Source organism: Oscillibacter sp. (assembly GCF_032060045.1).
Lineage (GTDB): Bacteria > Bacillota > Clostridia > Oscillospirales > Oscillospiraceae > Oscillibacter.
In genome coordinates this window covers 98,104-115,503 of the sequence record NZ_DAMBZJ010000004.1, presented here as the reverse complement: position 1 = coordinate 115,503, position 17,400 = coordinate 98,104, and the positions used below count along the sequence as shown (strand labels likewise).

The following is a 17,400-nucleotide window of genomic DNA, read 5'->3' as shown; positions in this document are numbered from 1 at the left end:
CCCGCCACTTTACCACGTGCCCCGCCCCGCCCTCGCAAAAAATAGAATCCGCAGGGTTGTCCAAATCCCGCTCTGGGTCGTAGCCTATCTCTCCCACGATCTGTTCCTGCCTTGGGCAGGGCCGATAACCGCCGGGGGCGAAGGACAGCCGACCCTGCCCCTTGGTATAGGCAGCAACCTCCGCGCCGTAATCCCGCAGAGAGGACACCGGAGCCGCGCCGGTAAACAGCGCGTGTTCCCCCTGCGTCTCCGGCGGGGCAAGCTCTCCGCCCATGCGCTGCATATCCGCCATAGCGCGGCCAGTCTGGGTCTGCGGAACCGAAAGCGAAAATTCGTACCACGGCTCTAATAAGATGCTGTTCGCCCTCATCAGTCCCTGCCGCAACGCTCGCCACGCCGCCTGACGGAAGTCGCCTCCCTCCGTGTGCTTTTCGTGGGCGCGGCCCGCAAGCAGCGTAATTTTCATGTCCGTAACAGGTGCGCCGGTAAGCACGCCGGGGTGCTTTTTCCACGCAAGCTGACTCAGCGCCAAGCGCTGCCAGCCAAGCCCCAGCATCGCCTCCGGGCAGGCGGTGGCAAACCGCAATCCGGCGCCCCGCTCCAAAGGCTCCAGCAGTAGGTGGACTTCCGCATAGTGACGCAACGGCTCAAAATGCCCGATGCCCACCACGGGGGCGGCAATTGTCTCCCGGTAAACAATTGCTCCGGGCCCAAAGGTCACATCCAGATCAAACCGGTCTTTTAAAAGCCGCTGTAAAATCTCCTGCTGGAAGATGCCCATGAGCTGTACATTGATCCGCCCGGTGCGCTCCTGCCAGACCACGCGGAGCTGGGGGTCCTCATCCTCCAGCCGGCGGAGCTGGCCCAGCGCGGTATGAACATCGCAGCCATCCGGCAAAAGCACCTGACAGGTTAAAGCCGGCTCCAACACTGGCGGGGCGGAGGCAGTCTCCATGCCCAAGCCCTGCCCGGAAAAGGTATGGCTCAGGCCTGCCACGGCGCAGACCGTTCCCGCTTCGGCAGCGTCGGCAGGGCGGAATTTCGCTCCGGAATAAATTCGAAGCTGGTCTGCTTTTTCCTGCCAATCCTCTCCGTCCTGGCTGCCGGAAAGAAGATCCTTCACTCGCAGAGTTCCGCCCGTAACCTTCAAATGGGTCAGCCGGGTGCCCTGCGTGTCCCGGGAGATTTTATACACCTTCGCGCCAAACTCCTGGCCGTAATCCGGCACCGGAGCATACCGAGTGATGCAATCCAAAAGTTCTTCCACTCCGTCCAGCCGCAGCGCCGCGCCAAACAGGCAGGGAAACAGCTTTTCCTCGCCGACCAACTCCGCAACGATTTCGTCCCGCAGCGTGCCGGAGGCCAAATATTCCTCCATGGCGGCCTCGCCGCACAGCGCCATTTCCTCTTCCCGCTCGGAAAAAGGTCGGGAGAAATCCACGCAGCCGCCGTCCAGCCCCCTCTTCAGCTCCGTGAGGAGCGCGGCGCGGTCCGTACCCGGCTGGTCCATTTTGTTCACAAATAAAATGGTGGGTACGCCGTATCGCCGCAGCAGACGCCAAAGAGTCAGGGTGTGGCCCTGCACGCCATCCGCCCCGCTGATGACCAGCACCGCGCAGTCCAGCACCGAAAGCGTCCGCTCCGTCTCGGCGGAAAAATCCGCGTGACCGGGCGTATCTAGCAGAGTCAGCTCTCGTTCTCCAAGGGGCAGCACCGCCTGCTTTGAGAAAATCGTCACGCCCCGTTCCCGCTCCAGCGCGAAGGTATCTAAAAACGCGTCACCATGGTCCACCCGACCCAGACGCCGCAGCGCGCCGCCCACATAGAGAAGTCCCTCCGTCAGGGTGGTCTTTCCCGCGTCCACATGGGCCAATATCCCGACTACCAGCTTTTTCATCGTTTACTCCGCTCTTCTCCGCTTGAATTCCGTTAAATTTCTCTCAGTATAGCAGTCTTGGGGCTCCCGGTCAAAAATAACATTTGCTTTTACGAAAATATTCACTATAATGGCAGTGATGGAATCGTGTAAAGATTTCTTAACGGCACATGCCGTAGGACAACAACTGTGAAATTTGAGGATCGTAGCTATGAAAATCATTATCGTGGGCGCTGGAAAAGTCGGACTGGCGCTGGCGCAGAGCCTTTCCCGGGAACACAGCGTCACCGTGATCGACCAAAACCCCCGGCTTGTAGAGCACACTGTCAACGTATACGACGTGATGGGCGTGTGCGGCAACGGTGCCAGTGCCGAAGTGCTGAAAGAGGCGGACGCTGGACGAACCGAGCTACTCATCGCCACCGCCCCCACCGACGAGCTAAACATCCTGATTTGTCTGGTGGCAAAATATTTGGGCGTGGAATACACCATCGCTCGCATCCGCCATCCGGAATACGGAGAGCAGCTTCGCTATATGCGAAGCACTTTGGGCCTGTCCATGGCCATTAACCCGGAGCGGGCCACCGCCCGGGAGATTGCCCGCGTCTTGCGCTATCCCAATGCCATGAAGGTAGAGTCCTTTTCCAAGGGGCGGCTGGAGCTGGTGGAATACCGGCTGGGCTCCGGCAGCACGCTGGACGGCATGCACCTGAGCAGCTTGCAGAAAAGCCTGAAGGCAAAGGTTTTGATTTGCGCGGTGGCCCGCAACGAGGAGACGATTATTCCCTCCGGCGATTTTGCCCTTAAGGTGGGAGACACCATTTACATCACCGGCTCGGCCCACGAACTGGAGCAGTTTTTCCGTCATCTGGGCGTCTTTAAAAGCAAAGCCTCTTCCGTAATGATCGTGGGTGCCAGCAAGCTGTGCTATTATCTGGGCGCGCAGCTTCTGGAGATGGGGATGACTGTTAAAATCATCGAACAGGATACTGAGCGCTCCACCCACATGAGCGAACTGCTGCCCCGCGCGCTGGTGATTACCGGCGATGGCGCCGACAGTGAGCTTCTGCGGGAAGAGGGGCTGGACCAAACGGATGGCTTTGTGTCCATCACCGGCATGGACGAGGCCAACATCCTGATGTCCCTCAGCGTGGCACGGCAGAATCCAAATTGCAAAGTCATTACGAAAATCAATCGCCAGCCGCTGGTGGATCTTGTGGCGGGTGCGGGGCTGATCGGCAGCGTGGTTTCCACCGGCTCCGTCACCACAGAGCTGATTTTGCAGTATGTTCTGGCGATGCAAAACGCCTCCGGTGCGCAGATTAAAACACTGCACCGTTTGATTGGCGGCAAGGTGGAAGCGCTGGAATTTGGCATTCATTCCAACTCTCCCCTCATCGGCGTGCCTCTAAGGGATTTGAAGCTCCGCCCCGGCGTTTTGCTGGCGGGCATTGTGCGGCAAAGCGGAAAAATCATCATTCCCTCTGGCTCCGACGCCATCAACGCCGGCGACGACGTGATTGTTGTGGCCACCAGTACCCTGCACGACATCGGCGACATTTTGCGGTGAGAAGGACGGCAATCCATTGAATAGAAGAATGATTTGTAACATCCTCGGCAAAATCTTGCTAGTGGAGGCGGCGTTGTTGGCGTTGCCTGCGCTGGTGGCGATGGCGTACGGGGAGGCGGCGAAACCCTTTTTAATTCCCATGGCGGCTCTGGTCCTCTGCGGCATTCCGCTGAGCCTTATTTCTCACCGGTCCAAGGCGCTCTATGCAAGAGACGGCCTTGCCATTGTGGCGCTGGCTTGGATTTTGATGTCCCTGTTCGGCGCGTTGCCTTTCTATCTTTCCCACTCCATGCCCACTTTTATAGACTGCTTTTTTGAAACCGTCTCCGGTTTCACCACCACCGGTGCGAGTATTTTAAAAAATGTGGAGCTTTTGAGTCAGGGTATGCTGTTCTGGCGCAGCTTTACCCACTGGGTGGGCGGCATGGGCGTGCTGGTGTTTGTCATGGCCATTCTGCCCACGACCGACGGGCATGAAATGCACATTTTGCGCGCGGAGGTTCCTGGCCCTGTTGTAGGCAAGCTGGTGAGCCGCCTGGGAGACACTGCCAAAATTCTATACGGCATCTATCTTTTGATGACGGTGGTCGAAGTTGTGTTACTGCTGCTGGGCGGCATGCCGGCGTTTGACGCGTGCATCAGTGCCTTTGGAACCGCGGGAACCGGCGGCTTCAGTTCCAAAAGCCTCAGCATCGGCGCGTATAACAGTCCTTATTTTGATGTGGTCATCGGCACTTTTATGCTGCTGTTCGGCGTGAATTTTAATCTCTATTATTTCCTGATTATGGGCAGGGCGCGAGATGCGCTGCGCTCCGAAGAACTGCGGATCTATCTTATGATTGTGGCCGCTTCCACCCTCACCATTGCGTGGAACATCTCTCACCAGTTCTCCTCCTTTGCAACGGCGCTGCGATACGCCTTTTTTCAGGTGTCCTCCGTTATTACCACAACCGGCTACGCCACCACCGATTTCAACCTCTGGCCCACCTTCTCCAAGATAATCCTGGTGCTTTTAATGTTCACAGGGGCCTGCGCGGGATCCACCGGCGGCGGCATTAAAATTGCTCGTCTGGTGATTTTTTGCAAAACAGCTCTCAGTGACATGCGCCAGATGATGCATCCCAACGCCGTGGCCACCGTCCGGATGGAGGATCGCCCCGTAAACGGCAAGGTTCTTCGGGGAACCCACGTCTTTCTGGTTGTTTACATGCTGCTGATGGGCGCGTCCACCCTGCTGATCAGTCTGGACGGATTTGACCTTGTCTCCACCTTTACCGCCGTCATCTCCTGCATCAACAACATCGGTCCCGGCCTTGGCGACGTTGGCCCAATGGGTAACTTTTCGGAATTTTCGCCCGTATCCAAGCTGATTTTATGCTTTGATATGCTGGCAGGGCGGTTGGAGCTGTTTCCCATGCTCCTTTTGGGGCCATCTCTTTGGCAAGGACGCAGACGCAGCTTGCTGCGATAAGTTTAAACTGAGGCGGAGGGCGCGACGCGTCCTTCGCCTTAGTTCTACATTGGGAAAAACCACAAAGCGATTTCTCATTCCGGCGTTTGTTTTTTGATATCCGTCATTGACAAGCTTTTCGGATTCGGGTAGAATGCATGGTTAGAATCTATGATCTGAGGAGGTATACTATGGGCTTTCTGCTGACCGGCGGCAGCGTATTTTCAAACGGCGCTTTTCAGACGGCGGACGTGGCCGTGGAGAATGGCCGTATTGTTTCCATTTCCCCCTCTCTTCCCCGTGACAATCAGTCGGTCATTAAATTAGATGGTCTTTTTATTGTTCCAGGTTTCGTCGATGTGCATGTACATCTTCGAGAGCCTGGTTTTTCTTATAAAGAGACCATTTCCTCTGGCACGGAGGCAGCCGCCGCGGGAGGGTACACCGCTGTGTGTCCCATGCCGAACCTCAAACCGGTGCCGGACAGCTTGGAAACACTCCAGCCGGAGTTGACCATGATCGCCCGGGACGCAAAGGTGCATGTCTATCCCTACGGGGCCGTCACCGCCGGAGAGCAGGGGATATTCCTCGCCGACATGGAGAGCATGGCCCCTCACGTCATCGGCTTTTCCGACGATGGACGGGGTGTGCAGTCCGACGAGATGATGCGCGCCGCCATGCATATGGCAAAGGCGCTGAACCGGCCCATTGTGGCCCACTGTGAGGTGAACGAACTGCTTACCCCCGGTGGCTGCATCCACGACGGAGCCTTTGCAAAGGCCCACGGATTGCCCGGCATCTCGTCGGAGAGCGAGTGGCGGCAGGTGGAGCGGGACATTGGACTGGTGCGGGAAACCGGGTGTCAATATCACGTGTGCCACATCTCCACCAAAGAAAGCGTGGAGCTCATCCGCCAAGCCAAGGTCGAAGGCCTGCCCGTCACCTGCGAGACGGGGCCTCACTATCTGGTGCTGTGCGAGGAGGATTTGCAGGACGAGGGACGATTCAAAATGAACCCGCCCCTGCGATCCGCCCAGGATCGGGACGCGCTTTTGGAGGGTCTTTTGGACGGGACCATCGATTGTATTGCAACAGACCATGCCCCCCACTCCGCTGAGGAGAAGTCCAAGGGCCTGCGCCGCAGTGCCTTTGGTATCGTGGGGCTGGAAACGGCATTCCCCGTGTTATACACCCAACTTGTTCGTACGGGGCTTGTTTCTCTTGAACTGCTGGTGAACCGCCTGTGCCTGCGCCCCCGACAGATTTTCGGATTAAGCGGCGGAGAAATCGCGCCGGGCGCGCCTGCCGATCTGGCGGTGCTGGACCTGAACCGTCCCCATCGCATCGACAGCAGCACCTTCCGTTCGCTGGGACGGGCCACTCCCTTTGACGGGTGGCTGGCATCCGCCGCCGTGGCGGCCACCGTCTGCAACGGAGAACTGGTCTACACTGATTTTCAACGGGAGGACGTATGAAACAATCTCTTTTTACCGTGGAGCACACCCGTCAGCTCACGGACGATACCTATGAAATGGTTCTGTCCGGTGATACCTCGGATATCACCGCACCCGGGCAGTTTGTAAACATTGCCCTGCCGGGAAAATCCCTGCGCCGTCCCATCTCCGTGGCAAACTGGGGCAGCGGTGCGCTGCTGTTGCTGATCCGCGTGGTGGGGGACGGGACTCGGGAATTGGTTCGCTCCGTCCCCGGCACGGAACTGGACACTCTCTCCGGTCTTGGCAACGGATTTGACCTTGATCACTGCCCTCCCAATCCCATTCTTATCGGCGGCGGTGTGGGCGCAGCCCCACTGTTTGGCCTTGCAGGGCGACTCCTGGAACGGGGAATCAGTCCCACGGTGGCCCTTGGCTTTCGCACCGGGAAGGACGCGTTTTACCTCAAGGAGTTTGCCGATCTGGGCTGCCGTCTTTTTATCGCCACGGAAGACGGAAGCCTTGGCACAAAAGGTTTTGTCACCGACCTGACCCGCACCGCAAGGGATTGCACCACTGCCTTTGTCTGCGGCCCCACGCCGATGCTCCGGGCTGTCTGGTCCCTGCCGGGACTGACGGACGGGCAGTATAGCTTTGAAGCTCGGATGGCCTGCGGATTTGGCGCCTGCATGGGCTGCACCATTGAAACGGCGAGCGGCCCACGCCGGGTCTGTAAAGAAGGCCCCGTATTCCGGAAGGAGGAGCTGGTATGGTAGATTTGCGTGTGAAGCTGGGAAATGTGCAACTAAAAAACCCTGTCATCCCCGCTTCCGGTACCTTTGGCTACGGAAGGGAATTCGCAGAGGTTTACGATTTGAATATTCTGGGTAGTTTTTCCTTTAAAGGCACCACCGCCACTCCCCGCTTCGGCAACCCCCAGCCCCGCATTGCAGAGTCAGCCTGCGGAATGCTCAACGCCGTGGGATTACAAAATCCGGGCATCGACGCGGTGCTTGCGGAGGAATTGCCTCACATTGCCACCATTTTTCAAGGCCCGGTGATTGCCAACATCGGCGGAGAAACCGTGGAGGAATACGCGGAGAACTGCCGCAAATTAAACACCTGTCCGCAGGTTGCCATCATTGAGGTAAACGTCTCCTGCCCCAACGTCCACGCGGGGGGCAAGAACTTTGGCTCCGATCCCGTCGCCGCCGCGGAGGTGACCGCGGCAGTAAAAGCCGCCACGGACAAGCCGGTATTCATCAAGCTCTCCCCCAACGTAACGGACATTGGCCAAATTGCCCGAGCTTGCGCCGACGCGGGAGCGGACGGCCTGTGCCTCATCAACACCTTGCTTGGCATGCGTATTGACCTGCACACAAAGCGTCCTCTGCTTGCAAACCGCACAGGGGGCTTGTCCGGCCCCGCCGTATTTCCGGTGGCACTGCGGATGGTGTGGGACGTGTACGAGGCCACGAACCTGCCCATCATCGGCTGCGGCGGGACCAGCTCCGCCGAGGACGTTTGTGAAATGATGCTGGCGGGGGCTTCCGCCGTTGAAATTGGCGCGGCAAACCTGAAAAACCCCGCCGTCTGCAAAACCATTATTGAAAAGCTGCCCGCTGTGTGTGAGCGGCTGGGCGTGACGGATATCTCACTCTTGACAGGAGGCGCACATCATGCATAAGGATATTATTATCGCTCTGGACTTCCCTTCCGGCGCGGAAGCGCTTGCGTTTTTGGACCGCTTTCCCGCGGGGGAAAAGCCCTATGTAAAAATCGGCATGGAGCTGTTTTACGCCGAGGGGCCGGACATGGTCCGCAGCATCAAGGCCCGGGGCCACAAAATCTTTCTGGACTTAAAACTCCACGACATTCCCAACACGGTGAAGCGGGCCATGGGGGTCCTCAGCCGTCTGGACGTGGACATGGTAAACCTCCATGCCGCAGGTGCGTCGGAAATGATGCGCGCCGCGCTAGAGGGGCTCACCCGCCCGGACGGGACCCGGCCTTTGCTGATTGCCGTGACCCAGCTCACCTCCACAGACCCCGGGACACTGAAAAACGAGCTTCTGATTGACCTTCCCATGGAAGAAACCGTGCTCTCCTACGCCAAAAATGCTGCCGCGTCTGGCCTTGACGGCGTGGTGTGCTCCCCTCTGGAAGCGGCGGGCGTAAAAACCGCCTGCGGAGGTAAGTTTCTCACCGTCACTCCCGGCGTCCGCTTTGCGGACGGAGATGCGGGGGACCAGAAGCGGGTCATGACCCCGGAGCGGGCAGGATCGAGCGGCTGCGACTATCTGGTGATGGGCCGTCCCATCACGCAGTCGGCGGACCCCGTGGCGGCTTACCGCCGCGCGTTGCGGGAGTTTCTGGGAGAATAAGCACGTTTTTTCGTCAGCATCTATCTATTAAATTATAAGGAGCGAAACGACATGAATACGGAGCACGGGATTGCCCATGATCTTTTATCCATCGGCGCGGTGTTTCTGCGGCCAGACGAGCCATTTACATGGGCCAGCGGCATCCGCAGCCCCATCTACTGCGACAACCGCCTGACGCTTACCGCCCCTGCGGTGCGCACCCATGTGGAAGAAGGGCTTGTCTCATTGATTCGGGAGCGGTTTCCCGAGGTCGAGGTACTGATGGGCACTTCCACCGCAGGCATTGCCCACGCCGCCATTGTCGGCCATCTCATGGACCTGCCCATGGGTTATGTCCGCTCCGGCCACAAGGACCACGGCCGGGGCAACCAGATTGAGGGCAAGCTGGAAAAAGGCGCAAAGGTCGTGGTGGTGGAAGACCTGATTTCCACCGGTGGAAGCTGCATCGAGGTGGTGGAGGTTCTGCGGGAGGCCGGAGCGCAAGTGCTGGGCATCGCCTCCATCTTTACCTACGGTCTTCAAAAGGGCCTTGATCGGTTGGCATCTGCCGATGTGGCAAATTTCAGCCTGAGCAATCTCGACGCGGTATGCGAAGTGGCAGCGCAAGAGGGAAAAATTAAGCCCGAAGACATCCGTCGTCTCAAGCAATTCCGCGCCAACCCCGGCGACGAGAGTTGGATGACCGTTTAATTCTCTTTGCGGCACACAGGAAAGGAGCATCTCCATGTCAAACCGAAACCTCATCGACATCACCGACCTGACCCCCGCCGAAATTGACGACTTAATCGCCACTGCAGAGGACATGATTGACCATCCCTCAAAATATCAAGACCTCTGCGCCCACAAACAGCTTGCCACGTTGTTTTTTGAGCCTTCCACCCGCACGCGGCTGAGCTTTGAATCCGCCATGCTGGCCCTTGGCGGCAGCGTGCTGGGCTTTTCCGAGGCGTCGTCCTCTTCCACCACCAAAGGCGAAACCGTGACGGACACGGTCCGCACCGTGAGCTGCTATGCGGATATCATCGCCATGCGCCACCCCAAGGAGGGCGCACCCTTTGCCGCCGCCCAGCGCGCAGAGGTCCCCATTATCAACGCCGGGGACGGCGGCCACAACCATCCCACCCAGACTTTGACGGATCTTTTGACCATTCACCGGGAAAAGGGGCGGCTGAGCGATTTTACCATCGGTTTTTGCGGCGACCTGAAGTTCGGGCGCACGGTTCATTCGCTTGTGAATGCGCTTGCCCGGCAAAGCGGCATCCGCTTTGTGTTCATCTCCCCGGAGGAGCTGAAGCTGCCCGGCTATCTGAAGGAAAACGTGCTGGAAAAGCAAGGGCTTTCCTTTCGGGAGACGGATTCGCTGGAAGATGCCATCCCGAACCTTGACATTTTGTATATGACCCGGGTGCAAAAAGAGCGGTTTTTCAACGAAGCTGACTATATCCGTCTGAAGGATACCTATGTTCTGGACCCGGAGAAGCTGATTCCCGCAAAGAGAGATTTGTGTATTCTCCACCCTCTTCCCCGGGTAAACGAGATTGCGGTGGCGGTGGATGACGACCCCCGGGCCTGCTATTTCGGGCAGGTGAGAAACGGAAAGTTTATTCGCATGGCCCTGATTCTTTTGCTGTTGGGCCTGCGCGCGGAATGAAGGAGGGTTTGCCAGTGAATATCGACAGCATTCAAAACGGCGTGGTGCTGGACCACATTCAAGCCGGAAAATCCATGGACATCTACAAGTATTTGCATCTGAACCTGCTGGACTGCTCCGTGGCCATTATTAAAAACGTCCGCAGCCAGGGGATGGGCAAAAAGGATATTATTAAAATTGACTCCCCCTTGGAAGTGGATTTGGACGTGTTGGGTTACATAGACTCCAACATCACCGTCAACATCATCCGAGACGGAGTGCGGGTGGCGAAAAAGCATCTGGAGCTTCCCGCGCGGCTGACAAACATTATCCACTGCAAAAACCCCCGGTGCATCACGGCGGAGGAGCCGCAGCTTGACGCCATCTTCCTTTTGAGCGACCGGGAGAAGCATGTTTATCGCTGCGCCTATTGCGACGCGGAGAAAAAGCGAAAGTTTTAAATTTTTGAGCAAATAGGAGGGGTGATCGCGGATGGAACGGCTGTTTAACGCAGCTTTGGAAGAAAACCCGGAAGCGGTTCCCCCTGTGTTGGACAATGGTTCAGCCGTGCTCCCCGCGCCGACTTCCGATTTGGGGAATCCGTTTTTTTCCGCAGAGTGCCCGGAGTGCGGTTTGGATGCATATCCAGCATGCGCCCCGGAGGAACACTTGGAGGAGGATTCCGCCCCATCGGGGGACGACTTGTGTTCAGACACTCCGGGGACAGACGGCCAACCACCGGACTCGGCAAGCGTTCCCGCTCCGCGCCTGACACCCCGGCTGGCTGTGGGCCTAATTCTGCTGCAAAGTTTATTTTTTGGCTTTGGAGACCCCCTTTCCAAAAATGCATTCCATGTGGTGCCGGTCTTTGCGCTGCTTTTCGCCCGGTATCTGTTGGCGCTGTTTACGCTGGCCGTGTTTTCCGGCAGACGGATCGCGGCGGGGCTGCGCCGCTGCCGCGTCCGAGACTGGATTGGCCCGGCCCTATGTATCGCCTCGGCAAATGTGGTGGGCAATGTGGCAATCACCCTCACCGCTGCCACCAGCATGGCATTTCTCCGCTCCCTTTCCACGGTGCTGACGCCTCTGCTGGCGCTGGCGCTGCTTCGTCGGAAATACTCCCGTAAGCATATTCCCATCCAGTTTTTTGTGGTGGCAGGGCTGTATTTTCTTTGCGGACGGGGCGGCCTAAGCGGCTTTGGCCCGGGGGAAGCGTTGGCACTGCTGACGGCTTTGCTTTTGTCGGGCGCTTTGGTGCTGGGACAGAAATCCCTATGCCGTGTGGACCCCCTGACCCTCTCCGCCGTCCAAGCCGCCACGGCAGCGGTGCTGGCGGGAACTTGCGCCTTTTTCCATGACGGAGGCTTGTTCTCTCTCTCCGCCGCCCCGCCCGGGGTGTGGGGCGTGGTGTTCTATCTGGCAATTCCCTGCACAGTGGGCGGTTTTTTGCTGCAAAACACCGCCCTGACCGTTGTATCCGCCCGGACGGTTTCTCTGGTGCAGAGTATCTGCCCGGTGATGACAGCGCTGTTCTCCTTTCTTCTTTTGGGAGAACGACTCAGTCCCGCAGGATTTCTGGGGGCTGGTATCATTGTCGCCTGCGTGGTCGCCGAGAGCCTTCTCCCCGAGGATGGGCCTTGCAATCCTGAATAAAATGCGTTAGAATCGAAGATACCGCGCGGCTTCCCGCAACAACGGGAGGCCGCGTTTTTTTAGGATTCACCGGCGCCGCTGTGCCGGGGCTTCCATGTATCGAGAGGTACTTTCATGAATGACAAGCAACGCGCCCTGCGGGGCACTCTGTGCTCCTCGGTTGGCGGTGTTTTTTGGGGCGTCTCTGGCGCCTGCGGACAATATCTGTTTGAAACCTTCGGCGTGCCGTCCATCTGGCTGGTGTGCGTGCGGACATTGGTGGGTGGCGGAATTCTGACGCTGCTGATTCTACCCAAATACGGGCGGGATCTGCTGGCGCTGATCCGCCAGCCTTGGGAACTTGCAAAGCTGACGGTCTTTGGCCTGTTTGGCCTATTGATGTGTCAGTATGCGTATCTGACCGCCATCGGGTATAGCAATGCGGGCACCACCACCGTGCTGCAAACTCTGAGCCTTGTATTGGTTATGCATATCACCTGCACCCATACCCGGACGCTGCCCAGCCGGGTGCAGACCACGGCGCTGCTGCTGGCGCTGACAGGAACCTTCATTTTGGCAACCGGCGGAAACCCCGAACAGATGTCTCTTTCTGTACGGGGTCTTTTCAGGGGCCTGCTCACCGCGGTGGCGGCAACGACCTATACCCTGCTGCCTCGGGTACTGGTGCGGCGCTGGGGGCAGTTGATGGTCACGGGCGCGGGTATGCTGATCGGTGGGGTGTTCATAAATCTTGCCGCCCGGAGCTGGCGCTATTCCGTAAGCCTGCCATAGCAGGGTTGGCTGGCGGTGGCAGGTAGGGTGATTTTAGGCTCTGCTTTGGCGTTTCCCATGTTTATGCAGGGTATTTCTGACATCGGGCCAGTGAAGTCCTCCATGCTGGCGGCCACCGAGCCGGTGTCTGCCACGGTTTGCTCCGCCCTGTGGCTGCGCACGGCCTTTTCTCCGGCGGACCTGATTGGCTTTATCCTGATTCTGTCCACCATCTTCCTGCTGGCACGGGAAGGAAGAGCGACGGACAGCACCGTATCCGGCAAGGCGGAAAACGCCCCCTCCGGGGCCGGCACCGCGGATAAAGCTCCCGCCGGAGGAAACGGAATGGGCGCATGTGAAGTGGTTCCGGCATGCAGAGGACAAAAGCAGAACCCGTAACATGAAAATTATGCTTGGGAGGGTTTTATGTACGACGAGCTGACAGAAGTTGACATTCAAAAAATGGAGGAAGAGATTTCTTACCGCACCGCCGTGTTGCGGCCTAAGCTGATCGAGGACGTGCAAATAGCCCGGGGGTTCGGCGATCTCAGCGAAAACTTCGAGTACAAATGCGCCAAGCGGGACAAAAACCGCAACGACAGCCGCATTCGCTATCTCCAGAAAATGATTCAAACCGCAAAAATCATTCAACCCGATACCGCCGACACAGCGGACGGCGCAGGCTTGTTCGACACCGTGGTCATCGTCCCCGCCCCCACGGGCGTCCCCCAGACCATCCGTATCGTTACCACATTGCGTCAGGACGCGCTAAAGGGCCTGATCAGTAAAGAATCTCCGGTTGCAAGAGCGGTGCTGGGCCACCGGGCCGGAGAGGTCGTCCGCGTGGAGCTGGGCGAGGGGCGGGAGTATGAACTGACCATCCAATCCGTAGAAAAGGGCACGGACGATCCGTCTCTGGAAATCAGCGGCTACTAAAGCGCCTAGCGTCCCAAACGCGGTATACCAAATTACAAAACCCCCGGCTCTTGACGAGCCGGGGGGCTTTTACCTCGCTTTGTTTACAGCGGGCCACCGCACTTTGCGCAAACAGCGGTGCGTCCCACCGCCTGCGGCGCTTTGCTTTGCACAGGTCAGCTATCCGGAATAGGCGACGCAGACCGCCAGCGTAACAATCCACGCCGCAGCCAGCCCAAGCGTCACCAGTGACAAACACTTTTCCTTGGGCGTAAGCGCTGAATAAGCATTTGATGTTCCACCGGCGGTTCTGAACGCCGGAAACAGCAGCGGCACAAATACCACCGCCGCCGCGCATCCCGCAGGCAAAAACACGGAAAGCTTGAAATACGACAGGGGAAGAACCCCCAGTAGGCACAGTCCGTTCCAGACAACGGACACGGCCAGCAAACTGAGCATAGCCGCTCTTTTTGTTTTGATATTCATAGGCATCCTCTCATCTTTTCAGGCTCAGGCCCACGGTGCGCATCACCTGCTCCACCTGATGGGCGGTGGCATCCTCGCCTTCCCGGCTGGCCACAATCATGTCTGCATATTTGGAATACAGCGGCTCCCGCTCTCGGTAAATCTCCCGGATGGTCATGTCTCTAGGGGCGGCAATGCCCCGGTCCCACAGATCCTCCGGCATCCGGCCCTCAATGTCCCGCAAAGGCGTTTCCAGCCAGATTCCAACGCCGTTTTCCAGCAAATGTTCCATGGCATTATGGGAGAGTACCATGCTGCCGCCGGTGGCAACCACGGTGCTTTCAAGGTTCAAGCTTTCGCCGATCATTCCCTCCAGCACCACAAAGGCGTCCACGCCCATCTCCATCAGCAATTCTTTCAGGGTCTTTCCGGTTCGCTCATTAATCACATCGTCCACATCTAAAAACGTATACCCCAGGCGCTCCGCCAAGGCCCTGCCCACGGCGCTCTTGCCCGTGCCGGGCATACCGATTAAAATCAGATTTTTCACAAGCTCCTCCTTAAAATGCTCTCCCCGCGCCCTCAAATTCGCCGGAAAACCTCAGTCCGTCCGCGTGTCACAGCCGTCAAATGAGTTGGCGCAGCGTCGACAACTGCCATTATAATAATTTCACAGACAAATGTCCACCTCTAATTTACACAAAAATCAATTTTCTGAAGCTTCCTCTCTGCATAAAAGCCCGAGGACGAAATCTGTGGATTTTGTCAGTTGCGACAAACCGCAAAGGCGGCTATAATGGGGGCAGCTTATGAGGTATTACCTACAATGATAGATTTTATCGATAATGAGGTACGTATTATGAACGGTCAGCTTCCCCGGTCCAAAACCATTCGCACGCAGCTTCTCTCCGCCATGCGGGACGGCGCCTATGCCAATTGCGACCGTCTTCCCCGGGAGAGCGCGCTGGCGGAGAGCATGGGAATCAGCCGCACGCAGTTGCGGGACGTGCTGGCCTCTTTGGAGCGAGAAGGCTTTATTACCCGCCGCCACGGCGTGGGAACCGTCATCAACCGTCACGTTTTAGATATTCAGACGCGCATGGACATTGAGCTGGAATTTCTGGACATGATTCGCCAGAGCGGGCATAAGCCCGCCGTTGCTTTTGTTCAGACGGCAGACGATCAGGCGGACGCGGATGTGGCCCACAAGCTTTGCATCCCGGTCAACGCCCCGGTTATTCGCATTTCCCGGCTGTGCACCGCCGATGACAAACCCGCCATCTACTGCGAGGACATTATCGAAAAGGCGCTTGTAAACGGCACTTACACCGCCCGGGACCTCAAGTTTCCCATTTTCCATTTTCTCGGTCAATTCTGTGATGTGACCCCTTATTTAGACCTGACCGACGTGCGACCCGGACTGGCAGATGAAGCTCTTTCTGAAATTTTCGGTCTCCCTGTGGGCGCACCCCTGCTGCGCATGGACGAGGTGGATTACGACATCGACGGGAAGCCGGTATTTTACTCCCGCCAGTATTTTACGGACGGCATTTTCAATCTGACCGTCATGCGCAAAAAGCTGTGACAAGCCCTCCTCTGATTTAGGAGTTTGGAAAAGACGCGGGACTTCCCGCGTCTTTTTGCATAGAATTCCGCAAAACCTGTTCCCCGGCGGCTATAATCTCCGCATTTTTCCAGACTTTTTTCCCTTTCCCGTTGCTTTTTCCTGGGGACGTGGTATTGTAGAGGACAAGAAAAATCGGATGGAAGCTTGCCTTTCGGCGTCTGTCGCGTTTGCGCCATCCGTTTCCCTCCAACATACACAACGAAAGAGGTGGCCTTATGGCATATTTTTTTAACGAACCCTCCCACACCTTCAGCGAGTACCTGCTGGTGCCGGGCTACTCCTCCGCGGAGTGCATTCCCGCCAACGTGTCCCTGATAACGCCCCTTGTGAAATTCCGCCGGGGAGAGAAGCCCGCTCTTTCCGCCAATGTCCCCATGGTTTCCGCCGTGATGCAGTCCGTCTCCGGGGATGAGATGGGCATTGCCCTTGCGCGGGAGGGCGGCGTGGCCTTTATCTATGTGTCCCAGCCCATCGACCGGCAGGCCGAGATGGTCCGCCGCGTAAAGGGTCACAAGGCGGGCTTTGTGGTCAGCGATTCCAACCTGCGGCCCGACAGCACGCTTTTCGACGTGCTGGCCCTGAAGGAAAAAACGGGTCATTCCACCATGGCTGTGACGGAAGATGGTAGCGGCACCGGCCGGCTTTTGGGCCTTGTCACCAGCCGGGATTACCGCGTCAGCCGCATGGATGGCAAAGAGAAGGTATCTTCCTTTATGACTCCCATGGAAAAACTGATCTTCGCCCCGGAGGGCACCAGCCTGAAGGAGGCCAATAACCTGATTTGGGACCACAAGCTCAATGCTCTGCCCATCGTCTCTGAGGACGGGGCCTTGGTGGCCTTTGTGTTCCGCAAGGACTACGACACCCATAAGGACAACCCTCTGGAGCTGCTGGACGAGCATAAGCGCTATGTGGTGGGCGCGGGTATCAACACCCGGGACTATGAGGAACGGATTCCCGCGCTGGTGGAGGCTGGCGCGGACGTACTGGTCATGGATTCGTCCGAGGGCTTTTCCGAATGGCAAAAGCGCTGCCTTTTCTGGGTCCGCGAGAAATACGGTGACCGCGTGAAAATCGGCGCGGGCAACGTGGTGGACGGCGAGGGTTTCCGCTTTCTGGCGGACGCCGGGGCCGACTTCGTAAAGGTTGGCATCGGTGGCGGCTCCATCTGCATCACCCGGGAAACGAAGGGCATTGGTCGGGGACAGGCCACGGCAGTGATTGACGTGGCGGCGGAGCGAGACCGGTATTTCGAAGAGACCGGGGTTTATGTCCCCATCTGCGCCGACGGAGGCGTTGTGCAGGACTATCACATCACGCTGGCGCTGGCTATGGGCGCAGACTTTTGCATGTTGGGACGGTACTTCTCCCGGTTTGACGAAAGCCCCACCGCAAAGACACTGGTGGGCGGAAGCTATATGAAGGAGTATTGGGGCGAGGGCAGCGCCCGCGCCCGGAACTGGGAGCGGTATGACTTAGGCGGCGACAAAAAGCTCAGCTTTGAAGAAGGCGTGGATTCTTACGTTCCGTATGCCGGCGCTCTGGCGGACGGCATGTCCACCACCCTTGCAAAAATTCGCTCCACCATGTGTAACTGCGGCGCGCTGAGCATCCCCGAGTTGCGGGAAAGGGCCAAACTGACGCTGG

Annotated in this window: 18 protein-coding genes; 15 read left to right on the top strand and 3 right to left on the bottom strand. The window is 57.8% G+C overall.

Translation table 11 applies throughout. From position 1 onward, the window contains the following. Positions 1–1,897, bottom strand: a 1,897-nt coding sequence (locus RT018_RS03185; RefSeq protein ID WP_312939177.1) for a TetM/TetW/TetO/TetS family tetracycline resistance ribosomal protection protein, incomplete at its 3' end; no start/stop codon positions are given. A gap of 190 nt (positions 1,898–2,087) precedes the next feature. Between RT018_RS03185 and trkA the strand changes: the two genes are divergently transcribed. The 13 genes from trkA to RT018_RS03120 all read left to right on the top strand — a co-directional run bounded on the left by trkA (position 2,088) and on the right by RT018_RS03120 (position 13,682). Continuing rightward, positions 2,088–3,446 (top strand): Trk system potassium transporter TrkA, encoded by a 1,359-nt coding sequence (trkA, locus tag RT018_RS03180; protein ID WP_312939175.1) that lies wholly within the window; start codon positions 2,088–2,090, stop codon positions 3,444–3,446. Between the two features lie 16 nt (positions 3,447–3,462). Continuing rightward, entirely contained in the window at positions 3,463–4,917 is a 1,455-nt protein-coding gene (locus tag RT018_RS03175; RefSeq protein ID WP_312939173.1) for a TrkH family potassium uptake protein, read from the top strand. 170 nt (positions 4,918–5,087) lie between these two features. Beyond that, on the top strand, positions 5,088–6,371 hold the full coding sequence (locus tag RT018_RS03170) for a dihydroorotase (protein WP_312939171.1): 1,284 nt from the start codon (positions 5,088–5,090) through the stop codon (positions 6,369–6,371). After that, positions 6,368–7,105 (top strand): dihydroorotate dehydrogenase electron transfer subunit, encoded by a 738-nt coding sequence (locus RT018_RS03165; RefSeq protein ID WP_312939168.1) that lies wholly within the window; start codon positions 6,368–6,370, stop codon positions 7,103–7,105. The genes RT018_RS03170 and RT018_RS03165 overlap by 4 nt, the downstream gene beginning before the upstream one ends. Beyond that, a complete protein-coding gene (locus tag RT018_RS03160) occupies positions 7,099–8,016 on the top strand; it encodes a dihydroorotate dehydrogenase (RefSeq protein ID WP_312939165.1) in 918 nt (305 codons plus the stop codon). The genes RT018_RS03165 and RT018_RS03160 overlap by 7 nt, the downstream gene beginning before the upstream one ends. Further along, a complete protein-coding gene (gene pyrF, locus RT018_RS03155) occupies positions 8,009–8,713 on the top strand; it encodes an orotidine-5'-phosphate decarboxylase (RefSeq protein WP_312939163.1) in 705 nt (234 codons plus the stop codon). The genes RT018_RS03160 and pyrF overlap by 8 nt, the downstream gene beginning before the upstream one ends. A 51-nt stretch (positions 8,714–8,764) precedes the next feature. Next, positions 8,765–9,403: an orotate phosphoribosyltransferase gene (gene pyrE, locus RT018_RS03150; RefSeq protein WP_312939160.1), complete on the top strand. Its 639-nt coding sequence runs from the start codon at positions 8,765–8,767 to the stop codon at positions 9,401–9,403. Between the two features lie 34 nt (positions 9,404–9,437). Beyond that, complete coding sequence (gene pyrB / locus RT018_RS03145; RefSeq protein ID WP_312939159.1) at positions 9,438–10,364, top strand: aspartate carbamoyltransferase; 927 nt, start codon at positions 9,438–9,440, stop codon at positions 10,362–10,364. 14 nt (positions 10,365–10,378) lie between these two features. Further along, positions 10,379–10,804, top strand: a complete 426-nt coding sequence (locus RT018_RS03140) for an aspartate carbamoyltransferase regulatory subunit (RefSeq protein ID WP_312939157.1) — start codon at positions 10,379–10,381, stop codon at positions 10,802–10,804. A gap of 31 nt (positions 10,805–10,835) precedes the next feature. Then, positions 10,836–11,996 (top strand): DMT family transporter, encoded by a 1,161-nt coding sequence (locus tag RT018_RS03135; RefSeq protein ID WP_312939154.1) that lies wholly within the window; start codon positions 10,836–10,838, stop codon positions 11,994–11,996. A gap of 114 nt (positions 11,997–12,110) precedes the next feature. Next, on the top strand, positions 12,111–12,767 hold the full coding sequence (locus RT018_RS03130) for a DMT family transporter (RefSeq protein WP_312939151.1): 657 nt from the start codon (positions 12,111–12,113) through the stop codon (positions 12,765–12,767). A gap of 15 nt (positions 12,768–12,782) precedes the next feature. Further along, positions 12,783–13,145 (top strand): DMT family transporter, encoded by a 363-nt coding sequence (locus RT018_RS03125; RefSeq protein WP_312939149.1) that lies wholly within the window; start codon positions 12,783–12,785, stop codon positions 13,143–13,145. A 27-nt stretch (positions 13,146–13,172) separates the two neighbouring features. Beyond that, entirely contained in the window at positions 13,173–13,682 is a 510-nt protein-coding gene (locus tag RT018_RS03120; RefSeq protein ID WP_312939146.1) for a GreA/GreB family elongation factor, read from the top strand. A gap of 159 nt (positions 13,683–13,841) precedes the next feature. On the opposite strand, the gene RT018_RS03115 is transcribed toward RT018_RS03120, so the two are convergent. Further along, entirely contained in the window at positions 13,842–14,147 is a 306-nt protein-coding gene (locus RT018_RS03115) for a hypothetical protein (protein ID WP_312939143.1), read from the bottom strand. A gap of 10 nt (positions 14,148–14,157) precedes the next feature. Next, entirely contained in the window at positions 14,158–14,676 is a 519-nt protein-coding gene (locus tag RT018_RS03110) for a shikimate kinase (protein ID WP_312939141.1), read from the bottom strand. 309 nt (positions 14,677–14,985) lie between these two features. On the opposite strand from RT018_RS03110, the gene RT018_RS03105 reads away from it, so the two are divergent. After that, positions 14,986–15,711 carry a GntR family transcriptional regulator gene (locus RT018_RS03105; RefSeq protein WP_312939140.1) on the top strand — a complete coding sequence of 242 codons (726 nt, stop codon included), beginning with the start codon at positions 14,986–14,988 and terminating at the stop codon, positions 15,709–15,711. A 257-nt stretch (positions 15,712–15,968) separates the two neighbouring features. Then, the coding region (locus RT018_RS03100; protein WP_312939137.1) for an IMP dehydrogenase at positions 15,969–17,400 on the top strand (1,432 nt) is incomplete at its 3' end.

Coding starts and splice junctions, on each gene's coding strand:
- trkA (WP_312939175.1), top strand. CDS start 2,088: ATGAAAATCATTATCGTGGGCGCTGGAAAAGTCGGACTGGCGCTGGCG.
- RT018_RS03170 (WP_312939171.1), top strand. CDS start 5,088: ATGGGCTTTCTGCTGACCGGCGGCAGCGTATTTTCAAACGGCGCTTTT.
- RT018_RS03165 (WP_312939168.1), top strand. CDS start 6,368: ATGAAACAATCTCTTTTTACCGTGGAGCACACCCGTCAGCTCACGGAC.
- RT018_RS03160 (WP_312939165.1), top strand. CDS start 7,099: ATGGTAGATTTGCGTGTGAAGCTGGGAAATGTGCAACTAAAAAACCCT.
- pyrF (WP_312939163.1), top strand. CDS start 8,009: ATGCATAAGGATATTATTATCGCTCTGGACTTCCCTTCCGGCGCGGAA.
- pyrE (WP_312939160.1), top strand. CDS start 8,765: ATGAATACGGAGCACGGGATTGCCCATGATCTTTTATCCATCGGCGCG.
- pyrB (WP_312939159.1), top strand. CDS start 9,438: ATGTCAAACCGAAACCTCATCGACATCACCGACCTGACCCCCGCCGAA.
- RT018_RS03135 (WP_312939154.1), top strand. CDS start 10,836: ATGGAACGGCTGTTTAACGCAGCTTTGGAAGAAAACCCGGAAGCGGTT.
- RT018_RS03130 (WP_312939151.1), top strand. CDS start 12,111: ATGAATGACAAGCAACGCGCCCTGCGGGGCACTCTGTGCTCCTCGGTT.
- RT018_RS03120 (WP_312939146.1), top strand. CDS start 13,173: ATGTACGACGAGCTGACAGAAGTTGACATTCAAAAAATGGAGGAAGAG.
- RT018_RS03115 (WP_312939143.1), bottom strand. CDS start 14,147: ATGAATATCAAAACAAAAAGAGCGGCTATGCTCAGTTTGCTGGCCGTG.
- RT018_RS03105 (WP_312939140.1), top strand. CDS start 14,986: ATGAACGGTCAGCTTCCCCGGTCCAAAACCATTCGCACGCAGCTTCTC.